Genomic DNA, 19,120 nt, shown 5'->3' with positions numbered 1-19,120 from the left:
TCTGCATGAGAGACCTGAACAGACCCTTGAGAGACCCGCCCCAGACCAGACGGAGGGGCGCCGTCACCGCGCGCCCCGCTGAACCCGTTGAAGGGGGGTCAGTCCACGACCTGGAAGCCCAGTTTCTCGGCCTGATCGACGAAGAAGTTGATGTTCTCCGTGAGGGTCTGCTGACCGAGGCTCTTGCGGTGGTGCTCGCCGGTCGCGGCGATGATCAGCGTCTCGGCGAGGCAAGCGGGCACCTGGCCCTCTCCGAACTGCAGGTCGATGTTGCTCGTCATGCCGCCGGGGGGCCGCACGACGCCGCCGGGGATGACGCGCACGCCGGGAATGGCCTGCACGCTCTCGTCCACGTCGGCGGGGCGGCCCTCGTCGAAGATCCACGCGCCGGGCTTGACGTGCTGCGGGAAGATCACGGGGTTCGGGTCGCTGGTGGCCGTGAAGATCAGGTCGGCGTCTTTCAGGGTGTCGTAGCTGGTGGTGGCGATGATTTCGGTGTCCTTCGCGGCGCGGCGCAGGGTGGCGGCGGTGCGTTCGAGCCGCTCGGCGTCGCGGCCGATCATGATCAGTTTCGCCACCTGCGGCGCGATGGTCCGCGCAATGCCGAACGCCACCACGCCGTTCGCGCCGACCACGGCGGCGGTCGCGTGCTTCAGGTCGCGGCCCTCGGCGGCGAAGTGCTCCAGGATGCCGGGAATGGCGGCCTTGATGGTGCCGGACGTGTACGCCCCGCCGTTCGTGATGGTCAGTTCCGGCACCGCGGCCTGCACGTCGATGCCCTTGTTGCCCACGACACTCCAGAACGCGCCCAGACCGAAGACCTCCGCGCCGAGTTCCTGCGCGAGGCGCGCGCCCTCGATGGCGCGGCGGGTGGCGAGGTCCGGGTTGTCGCGGAACACGTCGGGCAGCAGCGGGCTGGACAGCAGGTAGCAGCGGATGCTCTTGCCGTCCACGGTGCGGATGCCGTGCAGTTCCCCGATCTTCATGGGGCGCAGGCTGTCGGCCATCTGGCGCACGCTGCGCTCGCTGACGATGCCCTTTTCCACCAGGGGCCGCAGCCACGCGAAACGCCGCGCACTCCAGAAGTTCTCCAGGTTCATGGGGTGGATCATGAACGCCGCGACGACCTCGTCACTGCGCCGCCCGGCCAGGGGCACGGCCTCGCCCAGGCGCGGTTCGGTCCCGTCGAGCATCCGGCCGATGTTCTCCTTGAAGCGCCACGTCGCGGCGACGAGCAGGCCCAGCGCGGCCAGTTTCGCCGCGGGGCCCAGCGGCAGGGTGGCGACCGCCAGCGTGAACGCCAGCAGGCCCGCCAGGGTCGCGGCGCTCACGAACCCGAAGAATCCGGCCACGGCGGCGTACACCAGGACGGGCAGCGCGCACACCCACAGTGGCAGCGCGCCCGTGACGGCCAGTCCGGCCAGCACGCCCAGCAGCACGAGGTTGCCCCGCCCGCGCGGCGGCGTGTCCCCGTAGAGCGCGCGCGGCGGGTTCAGGTGCCCCAGGTACGCGGCGAGCGCGGCCATGACCGTCACCTCCGGCTGGCCCAGGCTGGCGGCCATCAGCACCGCCAGGAGGCCCTTGGCGGCGTCCAGCAGGGCCGTGACGGCCGCCAGCTGCGGGCCGACGCGGTACAGGACGTTCTCGACGCCCAGGTTGTGCGGGTTGTTGACGCGGACGTTCACGCCCGCGCGGGACAGGACGGCGTGCCCGAGCGGCGCGCTGCCCGTCAGGAACGCCACGATCAGCAGCAGGGCCGAGAGAAACAGCATGCCGGGCATTCTACGGCACCGGGCCCACCTTTCCGCTGGCCGCAGGGTCAGGCGGCCACTCCGTTCACGCTGTCAGGTGGGCTCGCTCAGGCAGGGGGCAGGTGCCGGTGTTCCCACACGAGGTCCCGCATGACCCAGCCGCTGCCCGCGAAACGCAGACCCAGGCGCAGTTCGCCCAGCAGGTACTCGCGGACGTCGGTGACGCTGCTGCCGGACTCGACGGCGTCGTTCAGCGTGCGTGAGCCGTCCAGCAGGCGCGCGACCGGGTGCAGCGCGGCCCGCTGACCGGCCGGCTGCAGTTTCAACCGCGCCCACTCGAAGCGGCCCGTCGGGGTGAGTTTGCCCTCGCGGACGGCCTGCACGACGGTCTGCGCGACCTCGAACAGCGGGAGGTCCACCTCGCGCGCCACCGCGCGGATCGAGCGGCCCGTGGGCTCGTCGAACAGCGGCACGCGGCCCTGGAACACCTGACTGGGACTGCCGATCACGGCGCACACCTGATCCCACTCGTCGCTGATGCGGGCCCAGTCGGTCGAGAAGTGCCCGTAAGGGGCCAGCGGCGCGCCGGTCACGCCGCGCGGCTCGAAGCGGAACGTGCCGGATTCCGCGAGGATCGGGCTGGCCTGGATGGCCTCGGTGCCCATCCAGTCGAGGATACCCCCGGAGATGACCTCGCCGTTCATGAACGCGACCGTGAACGGCACGTCGGACTGCACGTCGAGGACGCCCGTCTGCCGGGTGGTGTGGATGAGTTCCAGGACGCCCATCAGGGGCACATCGCTGAGCAGACCTTGCATGGATGCGGTCACCGTATCACCTTGGTGTCAGCGCCCGGTGCGGAGATTCACACACCGGCATATACACCCGTCAGGGGCGCCGCACGCAGGTCGGCCCAGGCTCGGCCCAGGTCGTGCGCGACATCGGTGGCGCCCAGGCCGTAGCCGAAGCGGACAGCGGCGATCTCTCCGGCGCGGGCGTGCAGGCGCACCCCAGCGCGCGCGGCGTCCCAGGGGTCCAGGCCCTGCGCGAGCAGCGCCGCGAGGATGCCGCAGAGGGTGTCGCCCATGCCGGCGCTCGCCATGCCCGGGTGACCCCCACGCGCGACGCTCAGGTCACCCGCGCGCGCGACGACGCTGGGGCCGCCCTTCAGGACGACCACGCCACCCAGGCGGTCCTGGAGGGCGCGGGCCGCGGACAGCGGGTCGCGGGTGACCTCGGGGGTGGGGACGCCCAGCACGCGGGCAGCCTCACCGGGGTGCGGGGTCCACACGCAGCGGTCGTGCCCGTACCCGCACAGGTCGGGCTGGAGGGCGTCGGCATCGAGCACGGTGGGGATCTCCCAGTCCAGCACCTCGCGCGCCAGCGCCGGGGCTTCGGGTCCCAGGCCCATGCCGATCGCGACGGCGTCCGGGCGCGCGCCCGTGCCGGTCAGGCCCGTGCTGGTCAGGAAGGTGCGCAGGTCGGCGTGACGCTGCGCCATGAGTTCCGGCGTCACGAGCGGCACGTCCGCCGCGGAGTGGACCGTGACGAGTCCCGCCCCAGCGCGCAGCGCGCCCAGTCCGGCCAGGGCGGGCGCGCCGACCGTGCCCGGGTGCCCGCCGACGATCCAGACGCGCCCGGCCGTGCCCTTGTGCGCCGACGCGGTCCGGACCGGCAGCAGCGCGCCCAGGGTGGCGTCGTCCGGGCGAGCGGCGACCTGCACGTCCTGAATCCACGCAGCGGGGACGGGCAGGGGGACAGTCCGCACCTCGCCGCACTGCGCGGCGGCGTCCCCGAACAGCTGGGCGGGTTTCGGGCCGATGAACGTGACGGTGACGTCGGCGTGCACCGCCGCGCCGGGAACGTCGGCGCGCGTGGCGTCCAGGCCGCTGGGCAGGTCGATGGCGAGCACGTTCAGGTCGCGCGTCCGGGCGGCGTTCAGCGCGCCGATCACGCGGGCGAGGTCGTCCCGCAGGGGGGGCCGGAAGCCGGTGCCGAGCAGGCCATCCACGAGCACGGCGGCGTCCCGCGCGGCGCGGCCCAACGTGGCCGGGGTCAGGGGCCGGACCTCGCCGCCCACCGCGCGCAGGCGGCGGCGGTTCAGGCGGGTCAGGGGGTGCGTGGCGGGGCGGGCCAGGACCGTCACCTCCCGCCCCGCGGCGAGCAGGTGGCGCGCGGCGACCAGCGCGTCCCCGCCGTTCGCGCCGCCGCCCGCGAGCAGCAGCACCCGCCCGGACGGCCAGCGTTCCTGCACGGCCCGCGCGACGGCCAGCCCGGCAATCTCCATGGCCGGGTCGAGCAGGCCCGCGCGCTCCAGGCGCCCGTCGATGGCGCGCACAGCGTCCGGGGTGAGGACCGCGGCGCTCATGGGCGGACCGCTCAGCCGCCCGCGCCGCGCAGCGCCAGGAAGATGATCAGCGCGGCGGCGGCGAGCAGCAGAAAGCGCAGGTACTTCAGGCCCGGCGTGCGGCTCAGCTGCTCCTTCGCCTCGGCGCGGGTGTCCTCGCGGGAGCGTTTCATGGACAGCCGCTGGCCCTGGCGGATGTGCCGCACGCCCTCCGCCACGCGACCCTGGCGGCGCACCGCCACCCCGAGGTTGTGGTGCCCGCCGTCGTACTCGGGGGCCAGGGTCAGCACCTCGCGGTAGATCGCCTCGGCCTCGGCGAAGCGTCCGGCCTCCATGTCCAGGTTGCCCAGGTTCGTCAGGGCGCGGTAGTGCCCCGGGTCGGCCTCGCGCGCGGCGGTCAGGGCCTCGCGGGCCTGCGCCTCGTCGCCCAGCATGGCGTGCAGGACGCCCAGGGCGTTCAGCGCCTCGGCGCGGGTCAGGGGCTGCGCCAGCGCACCCTCCAGCGCCGCGCGCAATGCGGCCGGGTCGTCCGTGCGGCGCTGCGCCTCCAGCGCGTCAAGGGCCCGCGAGACCTCATCGGGGTGGACGTACAGGCGCAGGTCACCCGCCAGCGGATGCGTGAGCGTGCCGGCCGCCTCGCGGTACGCGGCGAGCTGCTGGCGCGCGGCGGGGTACCGGCGGGCGCGGATCTCGTCCTGCACGACCCGCAGCGTCTGCAGGGCGTCCACGAGGTCGGCACTCTCGCCCAGCACGTTGGCGGTCGCGGCGGCGCGGCGCCACTCCCCGGCGCGGATCAGGTCGCCCAGCGTGGCCGGGGCGGCCGGTGGGGCGGGCGGCGTACCGGCGGTCACGGCGTGCCTCGGTGGGGAGCGCGGCAGGGGAACAGCCCGGAACGGAAACTCACCCCGTGAGTATACTGACGTGTTCCCGGCGCGCCCACAGCGGCGCTCACCGTTGTCCCGCCCACACGCTGCCCCTCACTTCCTGGCCCCGGAGGGCCGTCCCCACATGCCCAGAGACTCCCGCAGACCCGCCCGCACCGCCGACCGCCGCCCGTCCGACCGGCGCGGCCCCGACCGCCGCCTCGCCGCCGACCACGAGGAGCGGGACCTGAGCGCCTCGCCGCTGTACTCCCCGGCGCGCGTGCGGGACCTGCTCGACCGGCACGGCCTGAAACCCACCAAGAGCCTCGGGCAGAACTTCCTGATCGACGGGAACATCCTGCGCGCCATCGCCGAGGCGGGCGGCGCCGCGCCCGGCGTGCCCGTGCTGGAGATCGGCCCGGGCTTGGGCGTCCTGACGCGCGAGATCGCGTCCCGGGGCGCGCAGGTCACGACGCTGGAAAAGGACGAGCGGCTGCGGCCCGTGCTGGCCGAGACGCTGGACGGCCTGGACGTGCAGGTCGTGTGGGGCGACGCGCTGGACTTCGACTACGCCACGCTGCCTGCGGGCACGCGGGTGATCGCGAACCTGCCGTACTACATCACGGGGCTGCTGCTGTCGCGCTTCATGCGCGCGCCGGGGATCGTGTCCGCGACGGTGCTCGTGCAGAAGGAGGTCGGGCAGCGCCTCGCCGCGCGGCCCGGCGAGGAGAACTACGGTTTCCTGAGCGCCATTGCCGCGCTGTACGGCAGCGTGCAGCACGTGCGGGACGTGCCCAAGGGCGCGTTCCTGCCCGCCCCGGACGTCACGAGCGCCGTGATCCGCCTGGACTTCGACCGCAGCCGCCCGGCGCCCGAGCAGGAATTCCTGTCGTTCGTGGAGACGGCGCTGCACCACCGCCGCAAGACGCTGCGCAACAACCTGCGCCTGACCGGCATGGACGGCGAGGCGATCGACGCGGCGCTGGAGGCGGTCGGCCTGCGCGCGGACGTGCGCGCCGAGGACGTGTCCCTGGGTGACCTGCGTGACATGGCCGTCAAACTGGGCGTGATACGGTAACCGCGAGCAAGAATCACCCCCCCAGTCAACATTCAGGGCCGCCGCGACCGGCACCCCGGAGGAAGTCTCTGTGAAGTTCTACATCATCGGTGACGTGACCGTCGATCACCTCTACCACCTCGAACGCCTGCCGGAACCCGGCGAGGAAGTCACGCCGCAGCAGGCCAGCATGAAACCCGGCGGGGCCGGCGGCACCATGAGCGTCACCCTGGCCCGACTGGGGCACGCCGTGACCCTCGCCGCGCGCGTCGGGGACGACCCCTTCGCGGAGTACGCCCTGAGCCGCGTGCGCGAGAGCGGCGTCAGCGAGGCCGCCATCCAGCGCGACGCGGCCCTCATCACGAGCACCATCACGGTCATGCAGACCAGGGACGGCGAGCGCGCCATGATCAGCGACGGGGCCGCCAACCGCCAGCTGGACCCCGCCGGGTTCAGGAAGAAGGACGTCGAGGCCGCCGACGCGCTGATCATCAATGCGTACGCCCTGACCGAGGGACCGCAGCGGGAGTACAGCCTCGCGGCCATCGAGGCGGCGCGCGGCGCGAAGACCCCGGTGCCCGTGTTCATCGACCTGGGCACCGGCGCGGTGAACAAGGCCGGTACCTCCCTGCTGAACGACGTGGTGGGCGCGGATTACCTGATGCTCAACCAGCACGAACTTCAGGCGCTGACCGGCACGAGTTCGATCAGCGCGGCGCTCGCGCAGCTGGGCAAGGCGGGCGCGCGGCGGGTCGTGGTGAAGGTCGGCAAGATGGGCTCGATCACCTGGACGCCCGAGGACACCGAACTCGTGGACGCCTACCGGCCCGCCGGGAAGGTCGTGGATTCCACGGGTGCCGGGGACACCTTCACGGCGGTGTTCGCGCACGCGATCCTGGCCGGGGCGGGGATCGGCGGGGCGGCGCGCGCCGCGAACGCCGCCGGGGCGCTGGCCGCGACCGGGTTCGGCGCGCAGGAACGCCCGATCACGCACGAGGACCTCTCGGCGATCGTGCCGGAACTCGCCGCAGTGGCGCCCGCTCCGGCGCCAGCGCCCGCAAAGACCACCCGCAGCCGCAAGACCCCCGCGAGCTGATCCGCATGCCCCCGCCGCGCCACCCGAGAGCCGCCCGGGTGGCGCGCTTCTCTGGCCTCGCGGCGGCCAGGATCGCCTGCGCCACCTATAGTTGAGGGATGACGGACCTCTCCCCCACCTCTGACCTCGCGGCGGTCGCCCGCGCCCTGCTGGACCACTCCGGACCGATCGTGGTCCTCTCGCACGAGAATCCGGACGGGGACGCGCTGGGCAGCGTGCTCGGCCTGACGCGCGCGCTGCGCAGCCTGGGCCGCGAGGTGATCGCGCCCATGCAGGTCCCGCGCTTCCTGGCGTTCATGCCCCGCCCCGGCGAACTGGCCGAAGGGGGGCGCCTGACCGAGTGGCCCGCCGGGGCGCTGGCGGCCGTGCTGGACGTGGACAACAACGATCACGTCCGGGTGGGCGGCGCGGACCTGAGCGTGTTCACCGGTCCGGTCGTGAACGTGGACCACCACGGCACGAACGCCCGGCGCGCCGACGCGCACGCCGTGGACCCCTCGCAACCGGCGGCGGCCGTGATGGTCGCGGACCTGATCGACCTGCTGGGCGCCGAGTGGACCGAGGAGATCGCCACGCCGCTGATGCTGGGTCTCGTGACGGACACCGGCTCGTTCCGGTTCGATTCGGTCACGCCCGGCGCGTTCCGCACTGCCGCGCGGCTGCGCGAGGCGGGCGCCCGCCTGGGCTGGATCAGTGACCAGCTGGGCCAGAATCCCCGCACGTACTACACGCTGCTGCGCGAGGTGCTGGGCAGCCTGGAATTCCTGCACGGCGGGCGCGTGGTGCTCGCCCGGGTGGACGAGGCGATGCTGGAGCGCGCCGGGTCGGCCTGGGAGGACGTCGAGAATTACGTGGGCATGCTCCGCAATGCCGAGGGTTCGCAGCTGGCCGTGATGGTCAAGGACTTCGGGGAGCGCGTGAAGCTGTCCCTGCGCTCCCGCGCGGGCGTCAGCGCGCAGAACATCGCCGTGACGCTCGGCGGCGGCGGGCACGTGCCTGCCGCCGGGGCCAGCCTGAACCAGCCGTGGCCGGAGGTGTTCCCTCAGCTGGACGCGGCGATCACGGCGGAACTCGCGCGGGTGGACGCCAGCCGCTGATTGGGGCCAGGACGGCTGAGCCCCCCGGGTCAGCCGTCCATGAGTTTGGGCAGCATCCGCAGCCAGTTCACGTCCGCCCAGCGGGCCAGGAACGCCTGCGCCTCGGGGCTCAGGGGCTGGTCGAGTTCCACCGCCAGCAGCGCCTGACCGCCGCGCGTCTGGCGGGTGCAGGTCAGCGTGGCGATGTTCACGCCGTCCGCCGCGATGGTCGTGGCGATGCGGGCGATCATCCCGACCGCGTCGGTGTAGCGCAGGACCAGGGTGGGGCTCGCGCCGCTGAAGTTCACACCCAGGCCCTGCACGTGCGTGACGAGGATCACGCCGCCGCCCGTGCTGCTGCCCTGCACCGTGACCCGCTGCGAGTCGCCGCTCACCTCGATCAGCGCGGTGTTGGGGTGCACGTCGCCCAGGTCCGCGTCGTGGAACTCGAAGGTCAGGCCCTGCGCCTGCGCTTCCTCGAACGCGGCGGGCAGGCGCTGATCGTCGGGCCGCATGCCCAGCAGGCCCGCGATCAGTGCCAGATGCGTGCCGTGCCCGCGCCCGGTCTTCGCGAACGAGGCGTGCAGGCCGATGCGGGCCGCGCGGGGCGGTTCGCCCAGCAGGTGGTGCGCGACCAGCCCCAGGCGGCAGGCCCCGGCGGTGTGGCTGCTGCTGGGGCCGATCATGACGGGCCCGATCATGTCGAGGAGGGACATGCGGCGAGTATAGGGGCGCCGCACCGGGGGGCGGCCCCGACTGCTGGCCACCCCCCTGATTCCGCGAGCAGGTTTACTGCTGTTCGGTCAGCGGGCGGAGGTTCTCGCGGAGTTCCTCCACGCGTTCGCCGAGGTCCACGTCGGGGTCGAGGCCGTTCGCGTCGGCGTTGCCGGTGGCGCCCTGCATGCCGCTCTCGATCGTCCCGGTCTGGTTCAGGTCCTCGTGGTTCAGGACGGCGTTCTCGGTCGGCGTGTCATGGTCGGTGCGGGTATCGTCGCTCATGCCTCCAGCCTGCCGCGCCGGGACCGGGCCCGGATGGGCGGAGGCTGTAGGGGCGTTCATGGCCGAGCGCAGCGCGCGCCCACTGACCCCTGGCGTCGCGAGGGCCGCGCGGGCCAGCGGCAGCCGGGTGCGGTTCGGCAGCGCCGTGAAGAGGCGCAGCATCGTGCGGGCCAGTGCGCCCGGCGGCGTGTCCGGGTCGAGGAACGCGTGCCACGCGGCGGGCGGCAGCGCGAAGAACGCCCGGAAGAACGGTGCGAGCTGATCCGGGGGCAGGGTCAGCAGGGCCTGCACGCCCAGCAGGTGAACCTCGCGCGCGGCGCGGCGTTCGGGGGGCCACAGGGCCGCCCAGGCCGCCGCGTGCGGGTCACGCCCGGTGTGCAGGGCGCCCGCCGCGGCGCGGGCCACCAGGGGCGCGGCGCGCAGGGCGCCCGCCACCTGAAAGCCACTGATGGGGTGCACCATGCCCCCGGCGGCGCCAAAGGCCAGCGGCCCGTGCGGGTCGGGGGCGTCCGCGTTCATGGGGAACGCCACCCATTCCTCGTGCAGGATCTCGCCGGGCGGGGTGCCCTGGGCGCGCAGGCGCTCGTGCAGCCGCACGCGCAGGGCCGCGCGGGTGGGGGCGGGGCGGGCGATCAGGCTGGTCTCCTCCACGAAGTACGTGTCGCCGCCCAGGTGCATGGCGTACAGGAAGGTGGGGGTCTCGCCCGGGCCGTGCGGGGCGCGGTAGTCCATCCAGACCATCGCACCGGGCGCACTGGGGGGCCGCTCGAACCGCGCGGTCAGGCCGTACGCGGTCTGCAGGGCCGCGCCGCCCGGATGCCGGGGGCGGCGCAGGCTGCCTGCGTGCCCGGCGGCGTCCACCACGAAGCGGGCGGTCAGGTCCTTCCCCTCGCGGGTGTGCACGGTCCAGCCGTCCGGGCCGGGCGCGGCGTGCGTGACGGTTCCCACGGTCCAGGTGAGGGGGCCGGCGCGGTCCAGCAGCGCGTGCAGGAAGCGGGTGTTGTCCAGCAGGGCGTAGGGCCGCAGCAGCGGCGTGGGCTGCGGGCCGGTGTACACCCGCACGTCCGTCCATACGTGCGCGGCGCAGGCCCGCGCCCAGCCGGGCAGGTCGTCCAGCCATGCGCCGTACGTGGCGGGGAACGCCTGCGGCGCGTGCGGCGCCACGATCCGGACGCTCAGGTGCCGGGCGCGCAACCCGGCGGCCAGGGCCAGCGCGGCGGGCCCGGCGCCGACGATCAGGGCGTCGGTGTGCGCGGGCTCGGTGGGGGCGGGCATGCGCGCAGGGTAGCGTGCGCGTGCGGGCGGGGAGTGTAGCCGCGCGTCCATGAACGGCCGGTCAAGTCTGGACTGTGGCGCTCCGCGCTACCCACCCGGGCGCCGGGACTCTAGGGTGGGCGCATGACCCGAACCTCGCCCGCCCCGTCCCGCCGTTCCCGCATGCCGCGCGCCGCGCTGCTGGGGGCCGGCGCCCTGCTCCTCATGACGGCGCTGGCCGCCTGCTCCCGCGACGGCGCGCAGGGCACCCTGAACCGCGTGGTGTCCACCGCCGGCCTGAACGTGACGAGTGACGTCCGCTACGGCCCGGACGTCCGCAACGTCATGGACGTGTACGCCCCGCAGAACGCCCGCAGCGCCCCGGTGGTGCTGTTCATCCACGGCGGCTCGTGGGAAAGCGGCGACAAGGACGGCCACAAGTTCGTCGGGGAGTCCCTGGCGCGCGCCGGGTACGTCACGGCGGTCATGAGTTACCGCCTGGCCCCGGCGAACCGCTATCCCTCGTACGTGCAGGACGCCGCGCAGGCGCTGAAGGTCCTGCGTGAGAAGGCGGGCGCGCTGGGCGGCAACCCACAGAACGTGTTCGTGATGGGCCACTCGGCCGGGGGCTTCAACGCCGTGGAGGTCGTGGACAACGCCCGCTGGCTCGCGGAGGCGGACGTGCCGGTCAGCGCGATCCGCGGCGTGATCGGCGTGGCCGGGCCGTACTCGTACGACTTCCGGCAGTTCTCCAGCGCGAAGGCCTTCCCGGTGGGCGCCACCCCGGACGAGGTCATGCCCGACCGGCACGTGCGCGCCGACGCGCCACCCCACCTGCTGCTCGTGGCCGAGAACGACGACACGGTCTACCCGCAGAACGCGCTGAACATGGAAGCGGCCCTGAAGCGCGCGGGCGTGCCCGTCACGCGCACCGTGCTGCCGAAATTGAACCACATCACGATCATCGCGGCCATGGCGCGGCCCCTGACGTTCCTGGGCGGCACCCGCCAGGCCGTCATCGATTTCATCGAGGCGCACCGGCTGCCCTGAAACCACTCTCAGCGCGGGCGGGTAGCATGAACGGCGTGAGGCGTTCCCTGCTCCTGCTCGCGCTGCTGTGCCCCGCCCTGGCGGGCTGCCGCTACAACTTCGTGCCGCTGATTCCCGGGCAGATCGAACCGGAACTCCCGGCGCGCGTGACCGGCGCGGCCCTGACCCGCGACGGCGAGCGGCTGGTGCTGCGTGCCCAGGTGGACGGCCCCATCACGCCGGGGTTCCTGAGCGTGGCGTGGTTCAACGGCACCCAGGCGATCGGCACCGACAGCGTGTACCTGGACGCCGCGCAGCGCGCCGCGACCTTCGAACTGCGCGCCCCGGACAAGGGCGCGTACCGGGCGGTCCTGTCGTTCGGCGGCTCGGTGCTGCGGCAGGTGGAACTGTACGAGGTCAGGCCGTGAGGGCGTGGCGCGGTGTCGTGGAGTGGACGGCGGGGCAGCGCGAGCGCTTCGTGTGGCGCGACGGCCGCCTGGAGCCGCTGCGGGTGGAGGCCCGGCCCGCACCGGTGAATTACGGTTGCCTGCCGGGCACCCTGAACCCGGCCGATGACGCCGAGGTGGACGCCGTGTGGCTGGGCGAGCCGCTGGCGGTCGGCACGGTGCGCGAGGGGGCCCCGGCGGCCCTGCTGCACCTGCACGACGGGGATCACAAGGTGATCTTCAGCGTGGGGCCGGTGCAGGGCGCGGCCCTTCAGGGGCTGCTGGCGTGGTTCCCGCCCGAGCGGGGCGCGACCGTGCAGGACGCCCACGCCGCGCAGGCGTGGCTGGACGAACTGGCCGCCGCGCAGCCCGGGTGACGGTCAGGGGGACGCCGTTCCGGCCGGACCCCGGGCGGCCTGCGCCGCCCACTCGAGCGTCAGGGCGCGCAGCTGCCCAGCCACCCAGGTCATCGCGTCGCTGGCAGGGTACGTGACGGCGCTGTGGTCCTCGCGGGGGGAGATGAAGCGGGTCAGGGCGCGCGTGGTGCCGTCCAGGCGGACGTTGCCTTCGACTTCGAACAGGTAGTTCACGGCGAAGCCGGTGGCGGCCCCGCGCCTGGGCAGGCGCTTACTCTGGACCTCGATGCCGCGCGCCACATTGGGCCAAACGACGTCCTTGGCGTTCACGCGCCGCCCGGCAACGGTCATGGGCTCACAGGCGCTCAGAGGAGAGAACGGGTCCGTCGCGTGAACGAGCGGCCCGAAGTCGGTTTTCCAGCCCAGGCAGATGCCGTCCAGGTCGATCTGCGCCGCGAAGGGCACGTCGGGCCGGTCGCGGGTCAGCTGGTGCAGCCACACGACGCCCTGCGAGTGCCCCAGCAGCACGATCCTCGGGGCGTCCGGGCCCGGCCACGCGGCGCGCAGGGCGTCCAGATCGGTCAGCAGTGCCGCGTACCCGCGCTGCTCGGTGCGGGTTAGGGCGGACACGAACCGCTCGGTGGGGCTGCTGGCGTAGTTCGCGGCCTGCACGCGCAGCCCCGCCGCCTGGAATTCGCGGGCGACGCGGTCCACGGTGCCGCGTGATCCGAGGTACGCCCAGTTGTCGCGCGGCGCGGCGCACGGTACGCCGCAGCGGCCCGCGACGCTGAGAATCACGACGTCCGGCGCGGCGCCGCCCAGGTTCATGGGTGGGGTGTCGGCGGCGTTGACCGTCAGGGTGGGCGCGCAGGCGGTCAGGAGGAGCAGGGTGGGCAGCGCGGAACGCATCGGGTCACCAGTGTAGTCGGCGCCCAGCGCGGCCGATTCGGGATCGGGTCACGGTGTCACGGGAAGGGGATGCCTGTCCGTCGGAATCCGGTCGATTCGGTCACCCCGTGCGGGGCACCTCTCCTGCCGCCTGCACCTGGTTGGAACGGTTTGTGCCCGCCGGTCCACCGGGGGCGGTCTCAGGGGGTGCGGGCGCGGTAGAGCTTCACGGGCCGCCCGGCGTTTCCGTACTGGTGTTCCAGCGTGGCCTGCTCGCTGCGCACGAGGTGTTCGAGGTACCGCCACGCGGTCACGCGACTCAGGCCGACCTGCTCGCCGATCTCCTCGGCGGTCACGGCGTGCTGCGCGGCACCCAGGGCCAGCACCACACGTTCCAGGGTGTTCGGGTCGATGCCTCGCGGCAGGGCGGCAGGTGGGGCGGCGCCGTGGCCCAGCAGGCGGTCGAGGCGGCCCTGGTCCAGGCGGGCCGCGCTGGGCCCCGGGAGGCGGCGTGTACGGTGCCGGGCGAGCAGTTCCTGAAGCCGCGCGCCGGTAAACGGCTTGATCAGGTAGTCGAACGCGCCGTGCGCGAGTGCCAGCCGGACACTGGCCTCATCGTCGGCGGCGGTGATCAGGGCCACGTCGGTGGTCAGGCCGTGCGCGCGCCAGTGCCGCAGCAGGCCCAGGCCGCTGCCGTCGGGCAGGTGCACGTCCAGCAGGATCAGGTCGGGTTTCAGCGCCTGGGCGAGCGCGTCGCCCTGCGCGCAGGTGGCGGCGCTGCCGACGACGTGCACGTCGGGGTCGCGTTCGAGCAGGTCGCGGTTGACGCGGGCGACGCGCAGGTCGTCCTCGACGAGCAGCACGCGGATTCGGGCGTTCATGCGGTCACCTCGGCCGGTTCGGCGGGGCGGTGCGGAAGGGGCTGCGGGAGGCTCAGCTGGAAGACGGTCAGCGGGCCGCGCCGGGTGTGGCGCAGGCTGCCGCCCAGGCCCTGCACGCGCGAGTAGACGCCGTGCAGACCGTAGCCGCGGCCCTCGCCCTTGCTGCTCGCGCCCCGGTCGAAGAGGGTGTCGTGCAGCGCCGCTGGCACGCCGGGGCCGCTGTCCTCCACCTCGACCTGCATGCCGTCCGGGTCCTCGCCCAGCGTGACGGTGACCAGCCCGGGCTGCCCGGCGAGCGCCTCGAAGGCGTTCTCGGTGAGGTTCCCCACCGCGCTGACCAGGGTGTCGGCGTGGCGTTCCCAGTGGGGGCCCAGGTGGCTGCCCTCGGTGATCTGGAAGTCGATGCCGAGTTCCTGGGCGCGTTCGCGCTTCCCGACGAGCAGCGCGACCAGCCGGGGCACCTGCACGTCGCGCAGCAGCTGCCGGAACTGCGCGTCGGCGTGAATCTCGGCGTTCAGGACGCGCAGGGCCTCCTCGCCCCGCCCGAGCTGGAGCAGGCCGGACAGGACGTGCAGGCGGTTCTGGTACTCGTGCGTCTGGGCGCGCAGGACGTCCACGAAGCCGCGCGCGTGCGTGAGTTCCTCCGCCAGGGCCAGGGCCTCGGCGCGGTCGCGGAAGCCTGCCACGAACCCGCCGCCCTCCAGCGGTTCGAGGTTCACGAGGACCGGCTCGCCCCGCAGGGCCAGTTCCAGGTTCTGGGTGCGCGCCGCTCCCCCGGCGGTCAGGAGGGCCAGTTCGGGCCAGAGGGTCGCCAGGGGCGCCGGGGCACTCTGGCCGCCCAGCAGGGTCACGGCGCGGTCGCTGCTGAGCGTCACGAGGCCGCCGCCGTCCACGGCCAGCACGCCCTCGCGCAGCGCGGCCAGCACGGCGCGCTGCTGGCGGGCCAGCGCCGCGATCTGCTCGGGTTCCAGGTTCAGGATCTCGGCCCGCAGGCGCCGGGCGGCCCACACCGCGCCCACCGTGCCCAGGCCCAGCGCCAGCACGAACCACGGCAGCAGGCTGATCAGCGCGCTCCCCACCAGATGCCACACCTGCGGCATGAGGTACCCGGTGCTGACCACGCCCACCACGCGGCTGCCGGGCACGCCGCCCGCCCAGACCGGTACCTTGCCGCGCACGCTCAGGCCCAGGCTGCCGCGCGCGACCGACACGACCTCCTGTCCGGCGAGCGGCTGGGCGTTGTCGCCGCCCTCCATGGGTTTGCCCAGCCGCTCCGGCACGGGATGCGCCAGCCGGATGCCGCGCGCGTTGCCCACCACGATGAAGTCGGCGTCCGCCTCTTCACGCAGCACGTTCACCTGGGCGTTCAGCGCGGCATTCTGCGCGCCGCGCTCGGTACCCTGCACGACCACGGGCAGTTTCGCCACGATGCGGCTGGCGGTCAGGGCGCGCTCGCCCAGGCGCTCGCGGGCCTCGCCGTACAGCTGCGCGGTCTGCACGACCACGAGCAGGGCGGTCATGCCGCACAGCACGAACAGGTGCAGGCGCACCAGTCGGCCCTGGAGGTTGGGGCGGCGTCGGGTCATGGGTGTTCGCCCCCGATTGTAGGAGGGAGCGGCGCCCCACACCCAGGGGTTGCGTGCATTGCGTTCACGGGCGTGCATTGCGTACATAGATTTTGCGGCCAGCACGCAAAAAAACTCTTGTGACCGGGGCCGGGTCGGCGTAGGGTACGGGTGACACCACAACCCACCCCCTCACCGGAGGAACCCCATGAAGAAGACTGCCATCCTGGCCGCGTCCGCCCTGCTGACGTTCGCCGCGCCCGCCACCGCCCAGAACCTCAGCAACCTGCGCATCATGGCCCCCGCCAGCCCTGGCGGCGGCTGGGACCAGACCAGCCGCGCCATCCAGAGTGGCCTCCAGAACCAGGGCATCGCCAAGCCCGTGCAGGTCTTCAACGTGCCCGGCGCGGGCGGCACCATCGGCCTGGCGCAGCTGTACAACAGCAAGGGCGACAGCAACCTGCTGATGACCATGGGGCTCGTGATGGTCGGCGCGATCCAGACGAACTCCTCCAAGGTGGACCTCAGCCGCGTCACCCCGATCGCCCGCCTGACCGGCGAGTACGAGGTCATCGTGGTGCCTGCCAACAGCCCCTACAAGACCCTGGGTGACCTCGCGGCCGCCTGGAAGGCCAACCCCAGCCTGCCCTTCGCGGGCGGCAGCGCCGGCGGCACCGACCACATGCTCGTCGGCCTGTTCGCCAAGGCGGCGGGCGTGGACCCCCGCAAGATGAACTACGTGCCCTTCAGCGGCGGCGGCGAGACGCTCGCGGCGGTGCTGGGCAACCAGGTGACGGCCGCCGTCGCCGGGTACGGCGAGTTCGAGGCGCAGATCAAGGCCGGTAAACTCCGCGCGCTGGGCATCAGCGCGCCCAAGGCCCAGCCGGGCATTCCGGTCGCCACCATGAAGTCCCAGGGCTTCAACGTGGAACTCGCCAACTGGCGCGGCATCGTCGCCGCCCCCGGCCTGAGCAGCAGCGAGAAGGGCGCGCTGGTGGCCGCCATGGACAAACTGCACGCCAGCAAGGAGTGGAAGGACACCCTCAAGACCCGCAACTGGACGGACCTGTACATGAGCGGCAGCAAGTTCGACGTGTTCCTGAAGCTGGAAGCGACCCGCACCCGCGAGATCCTCAAGGATATCGGGCTCGTCAAGTAAAGCCTGCGGCTGGTCGTGCCGGGCGGTGGCGAGTTTCCTTCGCGCCGCCCGGCCCCACGTTGCGTCCCCCCCACCCTCCCCTGCCCTGCGAGGTTCCGTGCATGTCTGATCCCGTCCCCACCCCCATTCCCCCCGAGCGCCGCGGTCTGAGCGTCCCGGACCTGCTGGTCGCGCTGGGCGTCCTGATCGTCGGGGCCCTGCTGCTGACCGGCACGCTGAAGATTCCCTTCGGCATCAACGCCTACGTGGGCCCGCGCGTGTTCCCCATGATCGTGTCGGTCGGCACGCTGGCGCTGGGCGCACTGCTGCTCGTGGCGACCCTGCGCGGCTACCGCGCCGAACCCGCCGCCGAGGAGGACAGCGACCCGGACGCCCAGCCGGACCTGCGCCAGCCGGGCATCATCCTGGGCGGCTTCCTGCTGGGTTCGATGATCCTGGTGCCGCTGGGCTTCGTGGTGGGCACAGCCGTCATGTATTTCAGCGTGGGCTTCGCGTTCGGTGAGCGCCGCCTGCCTCTGCTGGCGGGCGTCGCCCTGATCGTCGCGCTCGTCACGTACGTGGCGTTCACGCGCGGCCTGGGCCTGAGCCTCCCGCCGGGCATCCTGAAAGGGGTGCTGTAATGGAGGCCGTCACGTCCCTGCTGGCGGGCTTCGAAACTGCCCTCACCCCGCTGAACCTGCTGTGGGCCCTGATCGGCGTGACGCTGGGCACCCTGGTGGGCGTGCTGCCCGGCATCGGCCCGGCGCTGACCGTGGCATTGCTGCTGCCCGTCACGGCGCAGCTGCCGCCCGTCAGTGCGTTCATCATGTTCGCCGGGATCTACTACGGCGGGATGTTCGGCGGCAGCACCACCAGCATCCTGCTGAACACCCCGGGCGAATCGAGCAGCATCATCACCGCCCTGGAGGGCAACAAGATGGCCCGCCGGGGCCGCGCTGCCGCCGCGCTGGCCACCGCCGCGATCGGGTCGTTCGTGGCGGGCACCATCGGCACGGCGCTCCTGACTTTTGCCGCGCCCGCCATCGCGGAGGTCGCGGTGCAGATTCCGCCCAGCGCGAAGTTCGCGCTGATCATGCTGGCGTTCGTGACCATCAGCGCCACGTTCGGCGGCTCGCCGCTGCGCGGCCTGATCAGCCTGTTCCTGGGGCTGGCGATCGGCCTGATCGGCACCGACCTCCAGAGTGGTCAGGCGCGCTTCACGCTGGGCTACCCGGAACTGCTGGACGGCATTGATTTCGTGACGGTCGTGATCGGCCTGTTCGCGGTGGGTGAGACGCTGTTCGTCGCCAGCCGCCTGCGCAAGGACAAGGCCAGCGTGATCAAACTGGACGGGAACGCCCGCATGAACCGTGAGGACTGGCGGCGCTCGTGGAAGCCGTGGCTGCGCGGCACGGCGCTTGGCTTCCCGTTTGGCGCGATTCCGGCGGGCGGCGCGGAGATCCCCACCTTCCTGTCGTACACCCTGGAGAAGAAGCTCAGCAAGCATCCCGAGGAGTTCGGCAAGGGCGCCATCGAAGGTGTGGCCGGGCCGGAAGCGGCGAACAACGCGTCGGCGGCAGGCGTGCTCGTGCCTCTGCTGACGCTGGGGCTCCCCACCAGCGCCACCGCCGCGATCCTGCTGGCCGCCTTCCAGCAGTACGGGCTGCAACCCGGACCCCTGCTGTTCGTGACCAGCCCGGAACTCGTGTGGGGCCTGATCGCCAGCCTGTACATCGGGAACGTCATGCTGCTGGCCCTGAACCTGCCGCTGGCTCCCCTCTGGGCGAAACTGCTGCTGATCCCCCGTCCGTTCCTGTACGCCGGGATTCTGGTGTTCAGCACGGTGGGCGTGTACTCGCTGAACAACAGCGTGTTCGACCTGTTCCTGCTGGCGATCTTCGGCGTGATCGGCTACGGCATGCGCCGCTTCGACTTCCCCGTCACGCCCGCGATCATCGGCGTGATCCTGGGGCCGGTGTCGGAAAGCCAGTTCCGCACGGCGATGCAGCAGAGCGGCGGGGACATCAGCGTGTTCGTGCGCCAGCCGCTGTCGGCCTTCATCCTGCTGATCGTGCTGGCGGCGCTGGTGGTGCCGCAGATTCTCAAGTCCCGCGCGGCGCGGCAGGGTGCGGCCAGCTAAACACCATCGGATCAGGAAGAGGTCGGGCCATGACGCGCCCGACCTCTTGCTTTTGCTCAGCGCACGCCGCCCTCCAGCAGCAGCCAGAGGTGCCGCAGCAATTCATCCACGTCGTGGAAGGTGCGGGTGTCCTGCGGGCGGCCCTGGGGCTCCAGGTGCACGGTGGGGCGGGTGGCGGGGGTGGGCGGCTCGATGCGGATGATGTACGCGGTGGGGGGCTGTGGGGGGGGCACG

Annotated in this window: 19 protein-coding genes; 9 read left to right on the top strand and 10 right to left on the bottom strand. The window is 72.8% G+C overall.

Annotation, left to right across the window (positions count from 1 at the left end; all coding sequences use genetic code 11):
• Positions 1–98: 98 nt before the first annotated feature.
• From SY84_RS15435 to SY84_RS15420, 4 genes are all read right to left on the bottom strand, one after another.
• Positions 99–1,772, bottom strand: a complete 1,674-nt coding sequence (locus SY84_RS15435) for a glycerol-3-phosphate acyltransferase (protein ID WP_046844749.1) — start codon at positions 1,770–1,772, stop codon at positions 99–101.
• An 86-nt stretch (positions 1,773–1,858) separates the two neighbouring features.
• Positions 1,859–2,569 (bottom strand): DUF4388 domain-containing protein, encoded by a 711-nt coding sequence (locus SY84_RS15430; RefSeq protein WP_046844748.1) that lies wholly within the window; start codon positions 2,567–2,569, stop codon positions 1,859–1,861.
• Positions 2,570–2,616: 47 nt separating this feature from the next.
• Entirely contained in the window at positions 2,617–4,119 is a 1,503-nt protein-coding gene (locus SY84_RS15425; RefSeq protein WP_046844747.1) for a bifunctional ADP-dependent NAD(P)H-hydrate dehydratase/NAD(P)H-hydrate epimerase, read from the bottom strand.
• A gap of 11 nt (positions 4,120–4,130) precedes the next feature.
• A complete protein-coding gene (locus SY84_RS15420) occupies positions 4,131–4,949 on the bottom strand; it encodes a tetratricopeptide repeat protein (RefSeq protein WP_046844746.1) in 819 nt (272 codons plus the stop codon).
• 157 nt (positions 4,950–5,106) lie between these two features.
• Here SY84_RS15420 and rsmA point away from each other — a divergent pair, with 157 nt between their 5' ends.
• From rsmA to SY84_RS15405, 3 genes are all read left to right on the top strand, one after another.
• Positions 5,107–6,039: a 16S rRNA (adenine(1518)-N(6)/adenine(1519)-N(6))-dimethyltransferase RsmA gene (gene rsmA, locus SY84_RS15415; RefSeq protein WP_081424630.1), complete on the top strand. Its 933-nt coding sequence runs from the start codon at positions 5,107–5,109 to the stop codon at positions 6,037–6,039.
• Between the two features lie 70 nt (positions 6,040–6,109).
• Positions 6,110–7,114 carry a carbohydrate kinase family protein gene (locus SY84_RS15410; protein ID WP_081424629.1) on the top strand — a complete coding sequence of 335 codons (1,005 nt, stop codon included), beginning with the start codon at positions 6,110–6,112 and terminating at the stop codon, positions 7,112–7,114.
• A 98-nt stretch (positions 7,115–7,212) separates the two neighbouring features.
• Complete coding sequence (locus tag SY84_RS15405) at positions 7,213–8,211, top strand: DHH family phosphoesterase (protein ID WP_046844745.1); 999 nt, start codon at positions 7,213–7,215, stop codon at positions 8,209–8,211.
• A gap of 29 nt (positions 8,212–8,240) precedes the next feature.
• Here the strand turns inward: SY84_RS15405 and sdaAB are convergent, their stop codons facing one another.
• Both sdaAB and SY84_RS15395 read right to left on the bottom strand, forming a co-directional pair.
• On the bottom strand, positions 8,241–8,906 hold the full coding sequence (sdaAB, locus tag SY84_RS15400; protein ID WP_046844744.1) for an L-serine ammonia-lyase, iron-sulfur-dependent subunit beta: 666 nt from the start codon (positions 8,904–8,906) through the stop codon (positions 8,241–8,243).
• Between the two features lie 73 nt (positions 8,907–8,979).
• Complete coding sequence (locus tag SY84_RS15395; RefSeq protein WP_046844743.1) at positions 8,980–10,464, bottom strand: lycopene cyclase family protein; 1,485 nt, start codon at positions 10,462–10,464, stop codon at positions 8,980–8,982.
• 123 nt (positions 10,465–10,587) lie between these two features.
• Between SY84_RS15395 and SY84_RS15390 the strand changes: the two genes are divergently transcribed.
• From SY84_RS15390 to SY84_RS15380, 3 genes are read left to right on the top strand one after another with little or no spacing between them, the layout of a single operon-like run.
• Positions 10,588–11,493: an alpha/beta hydrolase gene (locus SY84_RS15390; protein ID WP_081424628.1), complete on the top strand. Its 906-nt coding sequence runs from the start codon at positions 10,588–10,590 to the stop codon at positions 11,491–11,493.
• 35 nt (positions 11,494–11,528) lie between these two features.
• Entirely contained in the window at positions 11,529–11,900 is a 372-nt protein-coding gene (locus tag SY84_RS15385) for a hypothetical protein (RefSeq protein WP_229755665.1), read from the top strand.
• Positions 11,897–12,295, top strand: coding sequence for an inorganic pyrophosphatase (locus tag SY84_RS15380; RefSeq protein ID WP_046844740.1), 399 nt, complete (start codon positions 11,897–11,899; stop codon positions 12,293–12,295). The genes SY84_RS15385 and SY84_RS15380 overlap by 4 nt, the downstream gene beginning before the upstream one ends.
• A 3-nt stretch (positions 12,296–12,298) precedes the next feature.
• Here the strand turns inward: SY84_RS15380 and SY84_RS15375 are convergent, their stop codons facing one another.
• The 3 genes from SY84_RS15375 to SY84_RS15365 form a co-directional block, all read right to left on the bottom strand.
• Positions 12,299–13,183 carry a hypothetical protein gene (locus tag SY84_RS15375; protein WP_046844739.1) on the bottom strand — a complete coding sequence of 295 codons (885 nt, stop codon included), beginning with the start codon at positions 13,181–13,183 and terminating at the stop codon, positions 12,299–12,301.
• A gap of 179 nt (positions 13,184–13,362) precedes the next feature.
• Positions 13,363–14,043, bottom strand: coding sequence for a response regulator (locus tag SY84_RS15370; RefSeq protein ID WP_046844738.1), 681 nt, complete (start codon positions 14,041–14,043; stop codon positions 13,363–13,365).
• A complete protein-coding gene (locus tag SY84_RS15365; protein WP_046844737.1) occupies positions 14,040–15,629 on the bottom strand; it encodes an ATP-binding protein in 1,590 nt (529 codons plus the stop codon). Before SY84_RS15365 ends, SY84_RS15370 begins: the two co-directional genes overlap by 4 nt.
• A 187-nt stretch (positions 15,630–15,816) precedes the next feature.
• On the opposite strand from SY84_RS15365, the gene SY84_RS15360 reads away from it, so the two are divergent.
• The 3 genes from SY84_RS15360 to SY84_RS15350 all read left to right on the top strand — a co-directional run bounded on the left by SY84_RS15360 (position 15,817) and on the right by SY84_RS15350 (position 18,886).
• Positions 15,817–16,767, top strand: a complete 951-nt coding sequence (locus SY84_RS15360) for a Bug family tripartite tricarboxylate transporter substrate binding protein (protein WP_046844736.1) — start codon at positions 15,817–15,819, stop codon at positions 16,765–16,767.
• A gap of 101 nt (positions 16,768–16,868) precedes the next feature.
• Positions 16,869–17,387 (top strand): tripartite tricarboxylate transporter TctB family protein, encoded by a 519-nt coding sequence (locus SY84_RS15355; protein ID WP_046844735.1) that lies wholly within the window; start codon positions 16,869–16,871, stop codon positions 17,385–17,387.
• A complete protein-coding gene (locus SY84_RS15350) occupies positions 17,387–18,886 on the top strand; it encodes a tripartite tricarboxylate transporter permease (RefSeq protein ID WP_046844734.1) in 1,500 nt (499 codons plus the stop codon). Before SY84_RS15355 ends, SY84_RS15350 begins: the two co-directional genes overlap by 1 nt.
• A 56-nt stretch (positions 18,887–18,942) precedes the next feature.
• Here the strand turns inward: SY84_RS15350 and SY84_RS16600 are convergent, their stop codons facing one another.
• Positions 18,943–19,119 (bottom strand): hypothetical protein, encoded by a 177-nt coding sequence (locus tag SY84_RS16600; protein ID WP_157883018.1) that lies wholly within the window; start codon positions 19,117–19,119, stop codon positions 18,943–18,945.
• Position 19,120: the final 1 nt, after the last annotated feature.

The organism is Deinococcus soli (ex Cha et al. 2016), from assembly GCF_001007995.1.
In the GTDB taxonomy this organism is placed as follows: Bacteria; Deinococcota; Deinococci; order Deinococcales; family Deinococcaceae; genus Deinococcus; species Deinococcus soli.
This window is presented reverse-complemented; position numbering and strand designations above follow the sequence as displayed.

Excerpts from the sequence above, each read along its gene's own strand:
- SY84_RS15405 (WP_046844745.1), top strand. The coding sequence starts at position 7,213 with ATGACGGACCTCTCCCCCACCTCTGACCTCGCGGCGGTCGCCCGCGCC.
- SY84_RS15370 (WP_046844738.1), bottom strand. The coding sequence starts at position 14,043 with ATGAACGCCCGAATCCGCGTGCTGCTCGTCGAGGACGACCTGCGCGTC.
- SY84_RS15365 (WP_046844737.1), bottom strand. The coding sequence starts at position 15,629 with ATGACCCGACGCCGCCCCAACCTCCAGGGCCGACTGGTGCGCCTGCAC.
- SY84_RS15390 (WP_081424628.1), top strand. The coding sequence starts at position 10,588 with ATGACCCGAACCTCGCCCGCCCCGTCCCGCCGTTCCCGCATGCCGCGC.
- SY84_RS15395 (WP_046844743.1), bottom strand. The coding sequence starts at position 10,464 with ATGCCCGCCCCCACCGAGCCCGCGCACACCGACGCCCTGATCGTCGGC.
- SY84_RS15355 (WP_046844735.1), top strand. The coding sequence starts at position 16,869 with ATGTCTGATCCCGTCCCCACCCCCATTCCCCCCGAGCGCCGCGGTCTG.
- SY84_RS15430 (WP_046844748.1), bottom strand. The coding sequence starts at position 2,569 with ATGCAAGGTCTGCTCAGCGATGTGCCCCTGATGGGCGTCCTGGAACTC.
- SY84_RS15425 (WP_046844747.1), bottom strand. The coding sequence starts at position 4,119 with ATGAGCGCCGCGGTCCTCACCCCGGACGCTGTGCGCGCCATCGACGGG.
- SY84_RS15375 (WP_046844739.1), bottom strand. The coding sequence starts at position 13,183 with ATGCGTTCCGCGCTGCCCACCCTGCTCCTCCTGACCGCCTGCGCGCCC.
- SY84_RS15360 (WP_046844736.1), top strand. The coding sequence starts at position 15,817 with ATGAAGAAGACTGCCATCCTGGCCGCGTCCGCCCTGCTGACGTTCGCC.
- sdaAB (WP_046844744.1), bottom strand. The coding sequence starts at position 8,906 with ATGTCCCTCCTCGACATGATCGGGCCCGTCATGATCGGCCCCAGCAGC.
- rsmA (WP_081424630.1), top strand. The coding sequence starts at position 5,107 with ATGCCCAGAGACTCCCGCAGACCCGCCCGCACCGCCGACCGCCGCCCG.
- SY84_RS15435 (WP_046844749.1), bottom strand. The coding sequence starts at position 1,772 with ATGCTGTTTCTCTCGGCCCTGCTGCTGATCGTGGCGTTCCTGACGGGC.
- SY84_RS15350 (WP_046844734.1), top strand. The coding sequence starts at position 17,387 with ATGGAGGCCGTCACGTCCCTGCTGGCGGGCTTCGAAACTGCCCTCACC.